A 16,568-nucleotide genomic window follows, 5' to 3' on the forward strand; every position below is an offset into this window, starting at 1 on the left:
TATCTACTCCTCACTCCCCACTATGTATTCTTTTACCCTCCCAAACATTACTTCATCCACCAGTACATTCATTACAGTGCCCTCCTGTGTATATTCTTCCCTAAGAACATCACATTTTTCATGAATCTGGGACACTATGCTTCCCACTGAATAAGGAACACATATTTTAACCTTTATCTTTTTTCCCGGAACAATATCGTCCATCAACTCCAGTAAATCATTTATGCCTTTTCCGGTTCGGGCAGATACTTCCACGCTGCCTTTAACCATCTGCCGATCCTGAGGCAAATGAATATCATCCTGCTTTAAATCTATTTTATTGTATACCATTATAATAGGCTTGCTCGCAGCACCTAATTCTTTTAATATATTGTTAACCACCAGTATATGCTGTTCTGCCACATCACTGCTGGAATCTACTACGTGTAGCAATACATCTGCCAATACTGCTTCTTCTAAAGTTGATTTAAAAGCCTCTATCAGACGGTGAGGAAGTTTTCTTATGAAACCTACAGTATCCACCAATAAAACTTTACGGTTATCTGAAAGTTCTATGCTCCTGACAGTAGGATCCAGTGTAGCAAACAGCTTGTCCTCTGCCAATACATCAGAATGGGCAAGGGCATTTAATAAAGATGATTTTCCTGCATTCGTATATCCAACTAAAGCAACAACAGGTATTCCTTCTTTCTTTCGCCTGCTTCTCAAAAGTTCCCTGTGTTTTTTAATGTCTTTTAATTCATCTTCAAGGTAGCTGATTCGTCTTTTAATATGTCTCCGGTCAGTTTCCAGCTTGGTTTCACCAGGACCACGGGTGCCTATTCCCCCTCCAAGTCTTGAAAGAGCAGATCCAACCCCAACTAATCTTGGCAGCATATATTTTAGTTGTGCCAGTTCTACCTGAATTTTTCCTTCTTTCGTAAGAGCCCGGGCTGCAAAGATATCCAGGATAAGTGTACTTCGGTCAATAACCTTGATACCTGTAATGTCTTCGAGATTGCGTACCTGTGACCCGGTCAGCTCATCGTCAAAAATAATGAGGTTAGCTCCCAAACTTTCGCAAACGGCTTTAATCTCCTTTACCTTGCCTTCACCAACATAGGTTGATGTTTCTATAAATGTCCTGTTCTGTAAAATGGCAGTCAATACCTCCGCCCCAGCCGTATCAGCCAGACGTGCAAGTTCTGCCAACGACTCTTCGGTGGTATCTTCCAAACTATTCCGATTTCCTGTATGTACTCCTACTAAAACCGCCCGCTCTTTTTTTTCTTGAGTTTCTATATATTCCATAGTACCTCCATTAATCTTGCATCTTCATTCTATTATATTTTAATATACTTTTGCAACAACTTATTCATTTCCATCCACTGCTTCAATATTTTACTCAAGTTCATGTCTATCGTCCAGAAAGCTACATCTTCTTTTGCATAAAGCTCACAGCTGCCTATGGGAGATTCGCCTAATCTCAAGACTACTTTGCCAATCTTTTGTCCTCTTTTAATGGGAGCAGTTAACTGCTCAGGGACGATAAATTCCCTTTCAATATTAGCTAATTCTGTATCATTCAGATGCATGCTGATTTCACCTTTATTTATTGCATAAACCTTTTCTTTCTTTCCCTTTACTACCGGGATGCTTATCATTTCCTGTCCATCGGGCAGGACAGTAATTAATGGAAAATTGGAAAAAACATAATTTAATATTTTACGGCTATCATTGGAACGGCTATATTTTGAATTTGCCCCAAGCACCACACTTATCACCTGCCATCCATCCCTTGTGGCAGAAGTAACCAGACATCTCCCTGCAGGCCCGGTATACCCGGTTTTCACCCCATCTGCCCCCTCATAGGAATGTAGCATTTCATTGGTATTTGTATATTCTTTCCCATTTTCCATTCCTTCACGGGGTACTACTTTTGATTTCGTTTTTACAACTTCTGCAAAAATAGGATTGGTAAGGCAGTACCGCGCGATTATTGCCAGGTCGTACGCTGTAGAATAATTATTTCTATCCAGACCATGAGGTGAGCCGTACTTTGTATTTTTTGCACCAATTTCAAGAGCCTTTTCATCCATCATTGCTACAAAGTTTTCAACATTTCCGGCTATATGTTCTGCTATTGCGATTGCTGCATCATTTCCGGATGGTAACATAAGGGCATATAATAAATATTCCAGCTTTATTTTCTCACCTACCTTCAAGTGGGCTTGAGAGCCGCCTACATATGCCGCCCTTTTACTTACCGTTACAATATCATTTAAATCTCCTTTTTCAATGGCTAATATTGCAGTCATCATCTTGGTAGTACTGGCCATTTGACGCCTGCTATAAGCATTTTTGCTATACAGTATTCTCCCATTAATTGTATCGATTGCCACTGCTGCTGGAGAAGATATTTTAGGAAGCTCGCTTTCACTCTGTTCTAAAACAGGTATTTCCTCAAAATCAAATTCCACGTCTTCGTCTTCTTGCGCTCTTATGATGTTTTGAAAAGAAAAAATGAATGCAATTATGATTATTATTGCTATGAAACGTTTATACCACAAAATCCACCACACCCTTACTTAACTTTACTTAAAACCTCAGGCAGGTTCAAAGTTATAATAAACCTACACCTTTATACATTTGTTATTCCTTTTATTAAGTTATTAGTTTTAAATTGATAATATAACTTAAAAAGTGTGGTGGTATTAAAAAAGCAACAAATACTTAACCTTTTAATCTTTCAATACAAACCGCAATGGGAGGATAGTTAATCTGATTTATAAAATGGTACATTAGCACACTGTACTTCCTGCAATCTAGTTCTCTTAGAAATCCCAAAACTGCATCTTTTTCCTCAAATCCGCTATCTCCTCCATAGTATATCACCAGCATTACAATTCCGTGAGGTACTATAAGCTCCAGACTTTTCTGAATTGCCATTATTGTCGTCTCAGGTCTGGTATGTATTTTATGGTCACCGCCAGGAAGATAACCGAGATTAAACATAACAGCCTTTATTCCTGCTTCCACATACCAGTCAATGTTTTCATGTCCATCTTTTATAAGTGTCACACGGTCCAGAACATTCTCATTTATTAGTTTTTCTCTTGTATTCTCAAGAGCTTTATCTTGTATGTCAAAGCAATAGACATGCCCACTATCTCCCACTAATTTGGCTAGAAACACGGTATCATTTCCATTCCCTGCAGTTGCATCTACCACAATATCTCCGGCACAGACTACCTTCTCAACAACTTCATGGGAGATGCCTAGGGAATTCTTAAGGACTCTCATTCTATTTTTCATCTCCTATAAATTTTATTCATCTATATGAAATGCACTAAAAACTTTACTATATATTACCTTATTTAGCCAGCCAAATCAATATGCAGCTTTATAATATCAACCTTGTAACATACTTTCAAGTTTTTTTGCATCATCTATAGGTGCCTGGCAAGCAAAGTTTTGACATACATAGGCAGTGGCTTTGTTATCTATGGACCGCTACCTTCTATATATTTACTGATAATGATTTTACATGGCAGATAAAGTAAATAAGTTCACAGTTCACGGTTCACAGTAAAAGCTATTAAATCGTTTACTACTGTGAACTGAGAACTGTTAACTGTGAACTAAGACACAGACAAAGGGACAGGTGCGTTATCTGCTAAGCTTTTTCTACAACATATAGACATAACAGACGATGTACCTGTCCCCCCGTCCTGTGTTTGCTAAAAAATGCGTCTGCTATTACATTTTTTCAATAAACTTTGGACAAAATAGCATTGGTGAAAGACCAGCTAATTAAAGTCAAGAGTTTTTAAGAAAAATTTTGAGAAATTTTTTTAGACTCCTGACGTTAATCAAAGGCATGACAACAAGACCACCTAAGTGAAGTAGACATAAAATAGCTGGTCTGAAATAATAAGTTGCTCTTTGAAAACTGAACATCAAGTACAAGTACTATTAAGCTGCTGTATGCTTTGCTGCAAGATTCTTCGCATGCTCTTGGGGGCTACGTAGCTGATAAGGCTTTCTATCCCTCAGAACAGCAAAAATATAATTAACAAGCTTACGCATAACAGCTCCCAAAGCTACTTTTTTAGGTTTGCTCCGGCACTTCTGTTGATAAAACTCCAGTAACACAGGGTTGCAAGCTGTCTTATCCCTCTTGGTACGGATATTGGCAAGAGCAATTGTAAAAAGCACCCTGCGAAGCAGCCTTGAACCCCTCTTAGACATCTTGTTACGTGTACCGGTAAACTCTCCGGACTGCATGACAGAGGGGTCAATGCCGAAATAAGCAACCAGCTTGCCCGGCTTTTTAAAGGCCGAAAAGTCGCCAATCTCCGCAAGAATGGTGGCAGCAGACAGAAGGCCTATGCCGGGAATGCTCTGCAAGAGTTCAAGCGTCAATGCAAGTACAGGCATGTCCTTTGCCAGGTCCTCATCAATCAGCTTATGGATGGCTTTAAGGACTTTCTCCAGGTTTTCCTCCAGGGTTCTGATCATGGAGATGTACACACCGAGCATGGCAATATTTGAGGAATTGTGAATGCTCAAAGGTTCAAAATCTCTGGCCTTGGAGACCAAAAGCTCATACTTTTCAGTTGCCCATTTAAGGCTTTTGTGGGACTTTTCCTGAATCATTGAAATCAGCTTGTTCCTGTCAGCCTTAAGAATATGGGCAGGCGTAGGATACTCCTCCAGGACTGCAAGAGCAGCCTTTGAAAAGATGTTGGGGAATACATCCTTAAAGTTTAGCATGAGTTGGTCAACAATACCCGTAAACCTGTTTTTGTAGGCAGTAAGCTCGTCAGAGAGCTTGTAGTACTGGCGGCAAAGGCTCCTTAAGCATTCAATATCCTCATCGAGGATATTAGTAGTTTTAAGCTCCTGAAATCTGTAGAGCAATGCAATTTTCCGGGCATCCACTTTATCATTTTTCACTTTTCTAATTCCAATATTTTTGATAGAATCAGTCTGGATGGGGTTTGTTACTGAAACCTCAAATCCAGCTTTACAAAGTGAATGGAAAAGGATTTTGTGATAGTGCCCGGTGGATTCCATGACGACGAAAGGCCTTGAATCAAAGTCCTTTTCCGTTTTTTTCAGCAATTCAACGGCTCTTTCAACGTCGGTACTGGAATCATGGCGAATCTTCATGCGGGCAATTACTTCATTGGATGGAGAAAGAATCGCCATCTCACTGAAGAACTTGCCCACATCAATGCCTGCAATGGGTCTGAAATTCATTAAAAATGCCTCCTTTACAAGATTGATGGACTTAAAAGCCTCCATTCCTTCCCATGTAAGCAAACAACCTTGCATGTGACACGAGGAACCAGCTTATTAGCTGGCCTCAACCAGCCAAATCATGTAGACTTACCGGAATGGATAAATACTCTTTCACACGGGTAATCGGCCCGCTAAGGTCCGTCCCAGGAGGTGATACACACACCTTCCAAGTCCGGAAGATATTATACATGATTTTCAAGGTTCAGGCCAACAGGTGCTGGCATAATGGCTAAGATGTGAAGCCGTATGATGTGCTTGATGTTTAGAAAAGTATGAAGTTTGAAGTGTTATGTTAACAATGATTTTTAATGGGTCGAACAGTGGCTTCGGTCACTGATTTAATACAATATTAATTGTACAAGCGAGGTGATAATATGACAGTACAAAGTGACTTGCAAAAAGCAATAGCATCCTGCGAGGCTGCCAAAGGAAGTTATGCAATGATGGCTCAATCAACTGAGGACCCGCAGGCAAAGCAGATGTTTAATAGTATGAAAGCTGATATTGATAGGCATATTCAATATTTAAACGGCAGGTTAAGTTACTTAAACCAGAATAATGATTTAAATAAAAAGAAGCAGTAGAAGTGATCAAGGGCGGCTAATATATGCCGCTCTTTAATTAATAAATAATTGGTCTCCTTCTTTCGTATTTGTCCGGCTGATGGTACCCGCAGGCAGTTCCAGCACCCTGACGGCTGTTTTTACCATTGGGCTAACCCGGTTGGGTTGAAGATTTTGAATTGTATGTACGATTGTGTTATCTCTCGAAATAAAGACAACATCCAGCGGAAATCTCATCCCAAAGGTATGTACCATATTACAGGGCATCAATATCAGACCCTCGCCTTCATCCAGTTCTTTTCTAAACATTAATCCTTTTAATCTGGACATAAACGTTTTTGCCAGTTTTGCTCTATCAGCCAAAATAAGATTATTATTAAAATTTTTAATTAGCATCAGGATTCACCCTCTATTTTTGTATCTTTTAAAAATCTTAACTCTTCTGTTATTAAATAAAAATACACTCTTATTTTTTAAAAGTATCAATCAACCTTATAACTACAGGTCCTAAAAGTACAGTAAAAATTGTAGGAAAGATAAAAAATACCATTGGTAAAAGCATCTTTATTGGGGCTTTCATCGCTTTTTCCTGTGCCCTTTGACGCCTCCGCAATCTCATCTGGTCTGATTGGATTCTTAATACATTGCCTATGCTAACCCCTAATTGATCCGCCTGGATTACTGATGCTATAAAAGTAGTAACATCTATCACAGCTACTCTCGCACTCATGTTTCTAAGTGCATCCCTTCTTGGCTTTCCCATTTTTATTTCCTGGAGAACCTTGTCAAATTCCTTGGCCAATACTCCCGGCATCTTTTCCACAACTTTCCCTAACGCTGCATCAAAACCAAGCCCTGCTTCTACACTAACCGTTAACAAGTCAAGAATATCCGGAAGGGTCTTTATAATTTCTTTTTGCCTTTGTTGAATCTTGGATATTAGTATAAGGTTAGGCCCCAGAATTCCTATCAAAACTTCTATTCCGGTGATTAAAGCCATCCTTTGGAATTCCGCTTTAAAGGCAATTCCGATTAAAATTGAACCTAATGGTACTAATACAGTTAGAAAAGCCTGCAAACTGAGCCACTCGTTTATTCCGAAATTATATGGAGTTCCTGCCGCAATAATTTTATTTTCATAATTGTTAATGATTTCTTTAGGGGTAACTCTTATCAGAAATGCTGCCAGCTGTTTTAGCATCGGTTGTACCACCCTTGTATGAAAAGGCTTTGCCAATTCTCCCTCTTCAGCATCTGAACTTTCGTTCATAGCTATTTTGTTGAGTCTTTGTGCTATAATCATTTTATTATTCCTGGAAAAGCTGTAAATTGCAAGTATAATTACAAATGTTGTAACAAATGAAAAGAATAAAATTAATAACATTTGCATTTCCTCACCCCCTCAGACTTCAATTTTTACTATTTGATTTATAAAATAGATCCCTAACAATTCCATAATAATGGATATGCCTACCATCATAAGTCCTAATTTACTGGTAAAAAGTACCCCAATATGCTTCGGGTTAATAAGTGCTAAAACTACACCCATGGCCGGTGGAAGAATAGAAATGATAAGCCCGGACATCCGGCCCTGTGCAGTAAGGGTCTTTACTTCTCCTTTTATTCGGACCCTCTCCCGGATAGTTTCAGAAATATTATCCAATATTTCTGCGAGATTTCCTCCTACCTGTCTCTGAATCAATATGGCAGTAATCATCAATTCCAGATCATCGCTTTCAACTCTCTTCACAAGATTTTCCAGAGCATATTCTGTTGAAAGTCCAAGATTAATCTCTTTTTTTACCTGTGCGAATTCTTCTGCTATGCTTCCTGACATTTCGGTTGAAGTTGCATCAATTGCTTGAAAAAAACTATAGCCTGCCTTCAAGGAATTTGAAATTAATGAAATTGCATCTCCCAATTGGTCATTGAGCAGCTTAATTCTTTTCTTTTTTTTCGATTTTACAAATAATATAGGCAAGTACCACCCTATTGTGCCCAGAGTCAGCCCGGTTATAATACTTTTTGAAACTATGAAAAACACAATCATGAAGGTAATTGCGCTGATAATGCATAGCGTAATAAACTCTTCACCTTTAAGAGGTATATGTGCTTTTATAAGCTGGGCCTGAATGTTCTTCTTATAACTGCTAAATATTCCCAGGTTTCCAATTTCTTTTCCCGAAGATAATAAATTTTTTATAATCCTGTTAAAATTTCGCTTTTCCTGACCTTCTTGAGCTTGGTCCACATTTACATACTTTTCTACCCGATTGATTAACTTCTTTCTAAATATGAAGATATTCACTACACTGTAACCGGCTAATAGTACAGTAATAAACGCAAAAAAAACAATAAGGTATAGCATTATTCCACCTCTATTATGGGGTAAGTTTATATTTTTTTACTTAAGAACAAATCTGAAGGTAATTTGACGCCTACACTTTCCAATTTTTCAAAAAACCTAGGCTTTATGCCTGTAGGCATAAATTCACCAAGAATTTTTCCTTTTTCATCTCTGCCTTTTTGTTTAAATATGAATATGTCCTGGAGGGTAATTACATCTCCTTCCATTCCTGCTACCTCGGTAATATGCGTTATTTTTCTACTGCCATCCTTTAATCTCGATTGTTGAATAATCAAGTCAATTGCTGAGGCAATCTGTTCCCTTATTGCTCTTACAGGCAGGTCCATCCCGGCCATAAGTACCATTGTCTCCAGACGCGACAGCATATCCCTGGGAGAATTTGCATGACCGGTAGTCAATGAACCATCATGTCCTGTATTCATTGCCTGAAGCATATCTAAAGCTTCGCCTCCTCTTACCTCACCTACAACAATTCTGTCAGGACGCATACGCAAAGAGTTTTTAACCAGGTCTCTAATAGTAATTGCACCTTTTCCTTCAATATTAGGAGGGCGGGTTTCCAGGCGTATTACGTGCTCCTGGCTTAGTTGAAGCTCTGCTGCATCTTCAATAGTAACAATTCTTTCGTCCGGTGGAATAAAAGATGATAATACATTTAAAGTTGTGGTTTTACCGCTGCCCGTTCCTCCGGAAACTACAATATTTAATCTTGCTTCAACGCACGCTTTAATAAATATTGCCATATTAGCATCTAATGAATTGAAATTGATAAGATCCTTAATAGTAAAAGGCCTTTCGGAAAATTTTCTTATAGTAATAACCGGCCCGTCCAATGCCAGCGGAGGTATAATCGCATTTACACGAGACCCATTCGGAAGCCTGGCGTCCACCATGGGAGAACTTTCATCAATTCTTCTGCCTATAGGCGCAACAATCTTTTCTATTACATGCATCACATGCTCATCATCGCGAAAAGTGACATCACTTAAAACCAACTTGCCTTTTTGCTCTATATAGACCTGTTTTGGCCCATTAACCATAATTTCTGATACATCCGGGTTATGAATAAGACTGTTAATAGGTCCAAATCCAATGGTTTCATCAATAATTTCCGAAATAATTTTTTGCCGGTCATTTCTTGAAAGAGGTACGTTTTCTTCTGATAAAGCTTTTTCTACCAGTAAAGCAATCTTTTTTTCCAATTCCTGAGAATCTTCTCCATCTTCTATATCATCTGGATTTATTTCATTTACAATTCTGTCAAATATTTTCTTTTTAATATCACGAAAAGGATCTTTCTTCTCAAAATGGCCAATTTTTTTATTTTTCCCGGCAAAACCGGCGTCATTCATTTCTACAGCTTTCTCTTTTTCTAATCGTTGTAATAGTGACATATGTGTTTCACCTCTCACTATTTTCTTCACATTCCACAAACTATTTTAAAATCCCAATATTTTTTGGAAAAACGACTTTTGTTGTGAGATATGTTTCTTTTCATTTGTAAGATGATAACCAATTTCATATATACTTTTTGCTACTTTTGTTTCTGCCCTGGTCAGGACAAAAGGAAAGCCTTTATTAACCGAATTTATTACAGTTTGGTTATCCTCCGGAATACTGATCCATATTTTATTCTTGACAGTGTCTTCAAAATCTTTATATGTAATGCCAAACTGCTCTGATGCCTTATTTAAAACTATTTTGACTTTGGAATCGGAATAATGCAATGAGTCCATTACTTCAAGGCCGGATTTGACATTTTTAATGGTTGGCAGGTCCATAGTAGAAATAAATAATACTGCATCTGATGCGTCCAGTGCGGTCAAAGTAGTCTCATTAAAATTTTGTGCAGTATCTATAATGATATAGTGATAACTTGCTTTTAATACCTTTATAATCTTTTCTATATGCTGTGCAGTTACATATTCGGCATATTCCGGTTTTACCGGTGCCGGCAGCACTCTTACACCGGAAAAATGGGTTACAAGGTACTCTTCCATCAGCTCTTCATCCAGAATATTTATTTCTTTTATAAGTTCTGTTATGGTGGTCTTAATGGAAACATTTAAATGAATCGCCACATCACCAAAGAGTAAATCAAAATCAAGCAGTGCAACTCTTTTTTTAGTTTGCCGGGCGATGGTAACTGCCAGATTTGTAGCGATAGTAGTTTTACCTACTCCTCCCTTGGTACTAAAAATAGATATTATCTTTGAATTTATCTCACCTTTATCTCTCGGAACAGCACTTTTCTGTTTTCTTTTAGTTTCGAGATTGTAAGTTTTTACAATAGTATTAACCAATTCTTCTCCGGTAAAAGGCTTGGTAATATAATCTCTGGCTCCCGCAGTCATTGCTTTTCGCAGGTATTCCTGTTCTATTTGGACTGACATAATGACAATCGTAGTCTCAGGAACCTCCAGAGAAATTTCCTCTGTTGCCTTAATTCCATCCTTTACCGGCATATTAATGTCCATCAATATTATATCCGGTCGTACTTCCCGGACAAGAAAAACTGCGTCTTCTCCATTTTCTGCTTCCCCGACAACTTCTATCCTTTCATCAAAAGATAACAAGGTTTTAATATTCTCTCTAGTCTCTCTAACGTCATCGGCTATGATGACCTTTATTCTTTCATTCATTTTTCCCCTTCTTTCTATTAATATAATTCAATTTATGAATAAGATACTTTTTATTTGGGTAAAACTACTTTTCCCCTATCCGTTACCAGATCCTCCCTTATGACGCCTTGCGTTGAAACAATATCATGGTCACCTACACGGCGTAATGCCATTTTCAGTACACCCATTTCTTCACCGAGAGCTAGTCTTTCTGCCTCCTGCAAGGTTACGGCCAGGGTAACTGTCTTCGGTAATTCTGTTCTTGGTCCTTCCGGAACATCCTGCAACTGTCCCATCCCTAATACCAAAATATTTTGCAGTATCACTTTGGAAGTTCTGGGATATACAATTTTTTGCCGGTTATCTTCAATTTCATATTTATCAAAAGTTGCAAGGATATCTACGTAATCCCCCGGTCGAATAAAATCTCCTACCTCTGTAGCTTCGTTTACATTGATGGTTACAGCTCTTTTACCTTCAGGAACTGCATAAGATAAGAGAAGTTTTTCTTCACCAATCAATCTGTCCTTAAGTATCTGTTCACCCTGTATAATTCTGTCACTCGCCCTTTTCCCCATAACTTCATTGATATCCGTACACGCTTGTGCATTAGCATAGGATTTCAGCACTTTTTCAATTTTCACATCATTAGAGGAGATCTCTGCCCTTTTTTCTATAGTCTTTACTGCAACGACTACATTTGTATATTCAACATTATTCTCAGACTTCTTTATTCCTTGAAGGTATGAGTAGATCAAAAATGAAGTGACTAATGCCAATACAACTGCTAAAAGTAATATTTTTTTATTTCCTGCTTGCATGGGAGATTCCTCCTATTCTACTAATTTTACTGCGTATAGACCATAATCCCTACCTGTCCCGTCGCTATCACCCACTGTAATATTTTTTATAAATCGTCCAAGTACCTGCAAATGACCGTCTTTTCTAGTTGTTCCTTCAAGAAGAAATGCTGCAAAACCGACTATTTGCACTTCATTTCTTCCATTTACCTGAAGTGTATCTACTATAGGTATGGAAATAATTCTTGGACAAGATAGATCATACTGATTAGTTGTACATTTAGGAGTATGATTACACTGATTCATAAGATAATCGACTCCTTCTTCTGTAGGATTGGGCATGTTTCCGGTTTCGGTCTCAATCCAGTCCCCTACCTTTAATTTTCCGTTATATCCATATTTGATGTTATTTCTATAGTTATTTGCCCCTGTTCCCCCAAGGGCAACCGGTCCGAAATTTCCGTTATAACCGTCTCCTGCTCCTTCTTTTAATACATACTGGACACCATATTGGAACGGAAAATCTTCCACTGCTAAAGGTCTCACTCCGGTCATTCCTGTAACCGGGAACACAACGGCTTTTGCTCTGGCATCCACCTGTGTATTATAAAAGCCTAAAACCCTTGCAAAGTAAAAATCTACATTATCTTTCCCCTTAATTTCTATACTTTTGGCACTTGATGAAACAATAATTTCCACATTTGCTTCACTAAATCCGTTCTTTTGTATATATTCGATTGCAGTTTCCCTGGCTTTCTGCTCACTAATTGAAATATCCTGTGCAGCCGCTAGAGCAGCAGCGTCCAGGGCATTGGATAACTTTTGTTTTCGTATATAGGTTAACCCCATATCGGTAACTATGGCTGTACATCCTAAAATTGCAACCATCAAAGCAGCTGTCATTATCATTGTTGTTCCTCGTTGCTGTTGTAATATTCCGACAATTTTATTCCATATTCTTTTAAATAACTTGTAGTATATTTTTAATGTTAAATTTCTTTCTTCCTTCATGCTGAATACCTCATGTTTTGCCATCTACTCTACTCTCATAACCGTTACAGCCCTTAACGGAAAAGGATTGGGAGCAATATTGCTGATTAAGGGAGTAATAAGTTCTACATTATAATCTATTTGAACAGCAGCCTGCACTCCCCTGATCCTGCTAATATGTGATGGTGTAATTGTTATTTGCATGGAAGTTGAATCCAGAGATAATGTTCTTGTACTAATTACGTTTACTATATCCAGATCACTTCCACCTACAACGGCACACCGTGCGCCTTCCCTGGAAGCATTCGTAATGACTAGATAAGCACTGAATATTCTTCCAAATTCAAAGACACTAAAAAGAATTAATAAGATTAGTGGTAAAACCATAGCTGTTTCTACTATCGATTGTCCCCGGTTATTTCGCAAAATTTTTGTCATTCTCATATTTCACCTGCTTTTAAAAAAACCCTACCTGCGATACAAGTAGGGTTGCTCTTTGAATACCATTTGCTGAATTAGTAAATAGCAGCTATTCGTTTTGCTGTGTATATTATGGTGTTACATCATCAATTAAACCATCAAATAAAGCACGTACTGCTTCTCCAAGGGGAGTAAGCGCAAGTACTACAACTGCTGCTATTAACGCGATAATTAAACCGTATTCAACCATTCCCTGCCCTTTTTCGTCTTTTGCAAATTTTTTCAAATACAACCCCGCATACTTAAATAGCGTTAACATTTGACTACCTCCTTCGTAAAATAAGTTTTATTTTTCATTTCTGATGTTCATTTGCTTTTTCTAGATTTAGTATACTATTAGATGGGTTACATTCAAATCCGCCATTAGTACCCAATAGAGTAATGCTTTATTCCCTAAAAAACATAAGGAATGCAGTATGATAAGACAAATGTACCTAGGAAAAGATTACTATATATAAACGAGACTACAGGAATATTAATTTTCTATGACCCTATGACTAAATTACCTCTCCTTGCAAAATACCTATAAGGAGTAACTGACATTACGTCTGCTGGATGGTCAGCTATTTTTTTCTATCTTGTATACATCTGGTTTCTTAATGTAACAAATAATCTATACATGTATTCCTGCTCATGAATGATATGTTCAAGTAATGTTTGCCATACTTTGTTTTCTCTGCCATAGTTTTTTACCTGATTTAATACATTAAGAAAGTCTATGTCATATTGTAAGAATGTTTCTACAAGGCTTCGGACTTGGATAAGTGGCAGGTAAGCCATCCAATCGACACCTCCATAGGGTTGTCTTCTAATGATCTCTTTTACCCTTTTGTGTAATGCTTCAAAATTTTCATTAAGTTTATCCAGCTTATTTATTAGTTCTTTTGGCAAATCAATGTTACTTGATTTTGCTACTGTTTTTATAAATACAGGATGCTGCTTGGAAATTTCCGTCCACATGTCCAATTCTCTAAGTGCACACAGGGTATTCGTTAGAACTGTATAACAATACATAAAAATCACCTCCTTCCCTCCTTCAATCATTGTATGAGGAAGGCTTTTCTTATGTTACATGTCAACACACAGACAAGGGACAGGTACGTTGTCTGCTAAGCTTTTTCTACAATACATAGATATAACAGACGATGTACCTGTCCCCTGATTTTCCCTGTCATTTCATTAGTTGAGACGCTTTTAAAATTGCTATGATACTTTTAGCATCTCTTATTTCACCATTCATTACCATATCTACCAGCTCATCCAGAGGAATTGTTTCCGTTTCTACAAATTCATCTTCATCCAGTTTGACTTCACCCTTATAAAGTCCGGTAGCCATATAAATATGCAAGATTTCATTGGTAAAACCAGGCGTTGAATAAAAATGCCCTAATGATTGTATATTTTTTGCTTTATAGCCGGTCTCCTCTTCGAGCTCTCTAACACCGCATTCATAAGGGTCTTCCCCATAATTCAGTTTACCCGCAGGGATTTCAAGACATATCTCATCGACCGGTTTACGGAACTGTCGAACCATGATTACCTCTCTATTTTCGGTAATAGGGATTATTCCCACCCCTCCCGGGTGTTCTACAATTTCCCTTGTAGAAGTATTTCCGTTTGGGAGTTCAACTGTATCAACCCTTACATTAATAATTTTTCCAGAAAAAATTTTTTCACTTTTTATTGTCCTTTCTTTAAAATCCATAGCAGCCTCCACTTTTTTTTATATTTCTACAATATTATATCTATAATATATTGTATTATCCAGTAAAAATAGAATAAAATATATTTGGTATTAATAAAGGAGGAACAGTAAAATGAATTTTGATCATTATGTAGACCAGATGTTAGAAGATATTATAAAATCCACACAGGAAATGGTACGCATCCCCAGTGTAAAAAAAGAACCTTTGCCTGGAAAGCCATTTGGAGAAGATGTTAACAGGGCTTTGGAATACATATTGGAACTAGGCAAATCAATGGGTTTCAGGACTAAAAATGTAGATGGCTATATCGGATATATTGAGTTTGGAGAAGGTGAAGAGTTAATTGGAATATTAGCGCACCTGGATGTTGTTCCGGCAGGAAGCGACTGGACCTACCCTCCCTTTGAGGCAGAAATCCATGATGGAAAAATATACGGCAGGGGGTCACTTGATGATAAAGGTCCTGCAATAGCAGCGTTATATGCAATGAAAGCGATAAAGGATACTGGTATAGAGTTAAATAAGAGAGTGCGTTTAATACTTGGATTGGATGAAGAAAGTGGCTGGGAGTGTATCAGACGCTATAAGGAAACTGAAGAAGCTCCTGACGTTGCTTTTACTCCTGACGCAGATTACCCGGTTATTCATGCTGAAAAAGGAATCGTCAACTATAAATTTTTCCAACAATATAATAGTGAAAATGCTTTAATAAAAATCATTACTATTAAAGGCGGAAACAGACCCAATATGGTCCCGGATTCCTGCGATGCGGTTATTGAAGTACAACCGGAACGATTTAATAATGTCTGTGATAACCTGAAACAACTCATTGAAAATAAAGGATTTAAAATAGAAATAAATGCTGACAATGACAGAATTGCGTTAAAAGCCCATGGCAAATCAGCGCATGGAAGTGTACCTCATAAAGGTATTAATGCAATATCGCAACTGATGGTAGTCCTATATGAATGTATGGGGAATTATAATACTGAAAATCCTTTTATTCAATTCTATCATGAGTGTATCGGTCTTGAAACCGATGGAGCATCCATCGGTTGTGCTATGGAAGATGATGTATCGGGAAGGCTAACCTTTAATATAGGATTGATAAGTGCTGATTCAAATTATGCCGAAGCGGTTGCAAATATACGTTACCCAGTAACCTTTAAAGAAGAAGATATATATGCAAAGATTCAAGATATGATACAAAAATATGGTGTTAAAGTTGAAAAGCTGGAGCATCAAAGTCCTCTTTATGTGCCAAAAGGCCATCCTTTGGTGCAGAAACTAATGAAAGTATACAGGGATGTCACAGGAGATGACAGAGAACCGGTAGCCATAGGCGGAGGTACTTATGCCCGTGCCTTTGAGAATGCCGTTGCTTTTGGAGCGGCATTTCCGGGCGAACCTGAACTTGCTCATGAGAAAGATGAGTATATTGCTATTGATTCTCTAATTAAAAATACTAAGATTTTTGCAAGAGCAATTTATGAATTAGCTAAAGAGTGAGGAGTGGGGAGTGAGTAACTCTAAAGACAGTGGGACAGTTAGAAATCACTGAGAAAATAATGAATAATCGTTCGGCCGAGACATGGGGACACACCACTTGTTAGTGAAAAACTTGCAAATAGCGCTTTTCGACGTGAAATGTCCCCAAGTCTCACCCTCTTTCGCCGCACAACCCGGCTTTTTCAGCAGTTCAATACATAGATATAACAGCCAATGTACCTGTCCCTTGTCCTGTGCTTTGTCCT

Annotated in this window: 17 protein-coding genes; 2 read left to right on the plus strand and 15 right to left on the minus strand. The window is 37.9% G+C overall.

Annotated features, from left to right (window positions below; all coding sequences use genetic code 11):
• Positions 1-3 precede the first annotated feature (3 nt).
• The 4 genes from hflX to CIB29_RS06470 form a co-directional block, all read right to left on the minus strand.
• A complete protein-coding gene (gene hflX / locus CIB29_RS06455) occupies positions 4-1,290 on the minus strand; it encodes a GTPase HflX (protein WP_094547909.1) in 1,287 nt (428 codons plus the stop codon).
• Positions 1,291-1,322: 32 nt separating this feature from the next.
• On the minus strand, positions 1,323-2,459 hold the full coding sequence (locus CIB29_RS06460) for a D-alanyl-D-alanine carboxypeptidase family protein (RefSeq protein WP_198543777.1): 1,137 nt from the start codon (positions 2,457-2,459) through the stop codon (positions 1,323-1,325).
• A 253-nt stretch (positions 2,460-2,712) separates the two neighbouring features.
• Positions 2,713-3,282, minus strand: coding sequence for a tRNA 5-(aminomethyl)-2-thiouridylate-methyltransferase MnmM (gene mnmM, locus CIB29_RS06465; protein WP_094547913.1), 570 nt, complete (start codon positions 3,280-3,282; stop codon positions 2,713-2,715).
• A gap of 672 nt (positions 3,283-3,954) precedes the next feature.
• On the minus strand, positions 3,955-5,244 hold the full coding sequence (locus tag CIB29_RS06470) for an IS110 family RNA-guided transposase (protein ID WP_094547847.1): 1,290 nt from the start codon (positions 5,242-5,244) through the stop codon (positions 3,955-3,957).
• Positions 5,245-5,660: 416 nt separating this feature from the next.
• Between CIB29_RS06470 and CIB29_RS06475 the strand changes: the two genes are divergently transcribed.
• Positions 5,661-5,870 carry a DUF1657 domain-containing protein gene (locus CIB29_RS06475; RefSeq protein WP_094547915.1) on the plus strand — a complete coding sequence of 70 codons (210 nt, stop codon included), beginning with the start codon at positions 5,661-5,663 and terminating at the stop codon, positions 5,868-5,870.
• A 33-nt stretch (positions 5,871-5,903) separates the two neighbouring features.
• On the opposite strand, the gene CIB29_RS06480 is transcribed toward CIB29_RS06475, so the two are convergent.
• From CIB29_RS06480 to CIB29_RS06530, 11 genes are all read right to left on the minus strand, one after another.
• Positions 5,904-6,245, minus strand: coding sequence for a DUF192 domain-containing protein (locus CIB29_RS06480; protein WP_094547916.1), 342 nt, complete (start codon positions 6,243-6,245; stop codon positions 5,904-5,906).
• 70 nt (positions 6,246-6,315) lie between these two features.
• Positions 6,316-7,239, minus strand: a complete 924-nt coding sequence (locus CIB29_RS06485) for a type II secretion system F family protein (protein ID WP_094547918.1) — start codon at positions 7,237-7,239, stop codon at positions 6,316-6,318.
• A gap of 12 nt (positions 7,240-7,251) precedes the next feature.
• Positions 7,252-8,217 carry a type II secretion system F family protein gene (locus tag CIB29_RS06490; RefSeq protein ID WP_094547920.1) on the minus strand — a complete coding sequence of 322 codons (966 nt, stop codon included), beginning with the start codon at positions 8,215-8,217 and terminating at the stop codon, positions 7,252-7,254.
• A 26-nt stretch (positions 8,218-8,243) separates the two neighbouring features.
• The gene (locus tag CIB29_RS06495; protein WP_094547922.1) at positions 8,244-9,611 is read right to left on the minus strand and encodes a TadA family conjugal transfer-associated ATPase; all 1,368 of its coding nucleotides are present in this window, start codon (positions 9,609-9,611) and stop codon (positions 8,244-8,246) included.
• A 45-nt stretch (positions 9,612-9,656) separates the two neighbouring features.
• The gene (locus CIB29_RS06500) at positions 9,657-10,859 is read right to left on the minus strand and encodes a CpaE/TadZ family protein (protein WP_094547924.1); all 1,203 of its coding nucleotides are present in this window, start codon (positions 10,857-10,859) and stop codon (positions 9,657-9,659) included.
• Between the two features lie 50 nt (positions 10,860-10,909).
• Complete coding sequence (cpaB, locus tag CIB29_RS06505; protein WP_094547926.1) at positions 10,910-11,659, minus strand: Flp pilus assembly protein CpaB; 750 nt, start codon at positions 11,657-11,659, stop codon at positions 10,910-10,912.
• A 12-nt stretch (positions 11,660-11,671) separates the two neighbouring features.
• Entirely contained in the window at positions 11,672-12,649 is a 978-nt protein-coding gene (locus CIB29_RS06510) for a pilus assembly protein TadG-related protein (RefSeq protein WP_157910225.1), read from the minus strand.
• A gap of 24 nt (positions 12,650-12,673) precedes the next feature.
• Entirely contained in the window at positions 12,674-13,072 is a 399-nt protein-coding gene (locus CIB29_RS06515) for a TadE family protein (RefSeq protein ID WP_094547929.1), read from the minus strand.
• Positions 13,073-13,178: 106 nt separating this feature from the next.
• Positions 13,179-13,367 carry a Flp family type IVb pilin gene (locus CIB29_RS06520; RefSeq protein ID WP_094547931.1) on the minus strand — a complete coding sequence of 63 codons (189 nt, stop codon included), beginning with the start codon at positions 13,365-13,367 and terminating at the stop codon, positions 13,179-13,181.
• 314 nt (positions 13,368-13,681) lie between these two features.
• Entirely contained in the window at positions 13,682-14,122 is a 441-nt protein-coding gene (locus CIB29_RS06525) for a DUF2935 domain-containing protein (RefSeq protein WP_157910226.1), read from the minus strand.
• Positions 14,123-14,279: 157 nt separating this feature from the next.
• Complete coding sequence (locus CIB29_RS06530; RefSeq protein WP_094547935.1) at positions 14,280-14,813, minus strand: NUDIX domain-containing protein; 534 nt, start codon at positions 14,811-14,813, stop codon at positions 14,280-14,282.
• A gap of 112 nt (positions 14,814-14,925) precedes the next feature.
• Here CIB29_RS06530 and pepV point away from each other — a divergent pair, with 112 nt between their 5' ends.
• Positions 14,926-16,323, plus strand: coding sequence for a dipeptidase PepV (gene pepV, locus CIB29_RS06535; protein ID WP_094547937.1), 1,398 nt, complete (start codon positions 14,926-14,928; stop codon positions 16,321-16,323).
• The last annotated feature ends 245 nt before the right edge of the window (positions 16,324-16,568 follow it).

This window comes from Petroclostridium xylanilyticum (assembly GCF_002252565.1).
GTDB lineage: Bacteria > Bacillota > Clostridia > SK-Y3 > SK-Y3 > Petroclostridium > Petroclostridium xylanilyticum.

Excerpts from the sequence above, each read along its gene's own strand:
- hflX (WP_094547909.1), bottom strand. The coding sequence starts at position 1,290 with ATGGAATATATAGAAACTCAAGAAAAAAAAGAGCGGGCGGTTTTAGTA.
- mnmM (WP_094547913.1), bottom strand. The coding sequence starts at position 3,282 with ATGAGAGTCCTTAAGAATTCCCTAGGCATCTCCCATGAAGTTGTTGAG.
- CIB29_RS06470 (WP_094547847.1), bottom strand. The coding sequence starts at position 5,244 with ATGAATTTCAGACCCATTGCAGGCATTGATGTGGGCAAGTTCTTCAGT.
- CIB29_RS06475 (WP_094547915.1), top strand. The coding sequence starts at position 5,661 with ATGACAGTACAAAGTGACTTGCAAAAAGCAATAGCATCCTGCGAGGCT.
- CIB29_RS06480 (WP_094547916.1), bottom strand. The coding sequence starts at position 6,245 with ATGCTAATTAAAAATTTTAATAATAATCTTATTTTGGCTGATAGAGCA.
- CIB29_RS06485 (WP_094547918.1), bottom strand. The coding sequence starts at position 7,239 with ATGCAAATGTTATTAATTTTATTCTTTTCATTTGTTACAACATTTGTA.
- CIB29_RS06490 (WP_094547920.1), bottom strand. The coding sequence starts at position 8,217 with ATGCTATACCTTATTGTTTTTTTTGCGTTTATTACTGTACTATTAGCC.
- CIB29_RS06495 (WP_094547922.1), bottom strand. The coding sequence starts at position 9,611 with ATGTCACTATTACAACGATTAGAAAAAGAGAAAGCTGTAGAAATGAAT.
- CIB29_RS06500 (WP_094547924.1), bottom strand. The coding sequence starts at position 10,859 with ATGAATGAAAGAATAAAGGTCATCATAGCCGATGACGTTAGAGAGACT.
- cpaB (WP_094547926.1), bottom strand. The coding sequence starts at position 11,659 with ATGCAAGCAGGAAATAAAAAAATATTACTTTTAGCAGTTGTATTGGCA.
- CIB29_RS06510 (WP_157910225.1), bottom strand. The coding sequence starts at position 12,649 with ATGAAGGAAGAAAGAAATTTAACATTAAAAATATACTACAAGTTATTT.
- CIB29_RS06515 (WP_094547929.1), bottom strand. The coding sequence starts at position 13,072 with ATGAGAATGACAAAAATTTTGCGAAATAACCGGGGACAATCGATAGTA.
- CIB29_RS06520 (WP_094547931.1), bottom strand. The coding sequence starts at position 13,367 with ATGTTAACGCTATTTAAGTATGCGGGGTTGTATTTGAAAAAATTTGCA.
- CIB29_RS06525 (WP_157910226.1), bottom strand. The coding sequence starts at position 14,122 with ATGTATTGTTATACAGTTCTAACGAATACCCTGTGTGCACTTAGAGAA.
- CIB29_RS06530 (WP_094547935.1), bottom strand. The coding sequence starts at position 14,813 with ATGGATTTTAAAGAAAGGACAATAAAAAGTGAAAAAATTTTTTCTGGA.
- pepV (WP_094547937.1), top strand. The coding sequence starts at position 14,926 with ATGAATTTTGATCATTATGTAGACCAGATGTTAGAAGATATTATAAAA.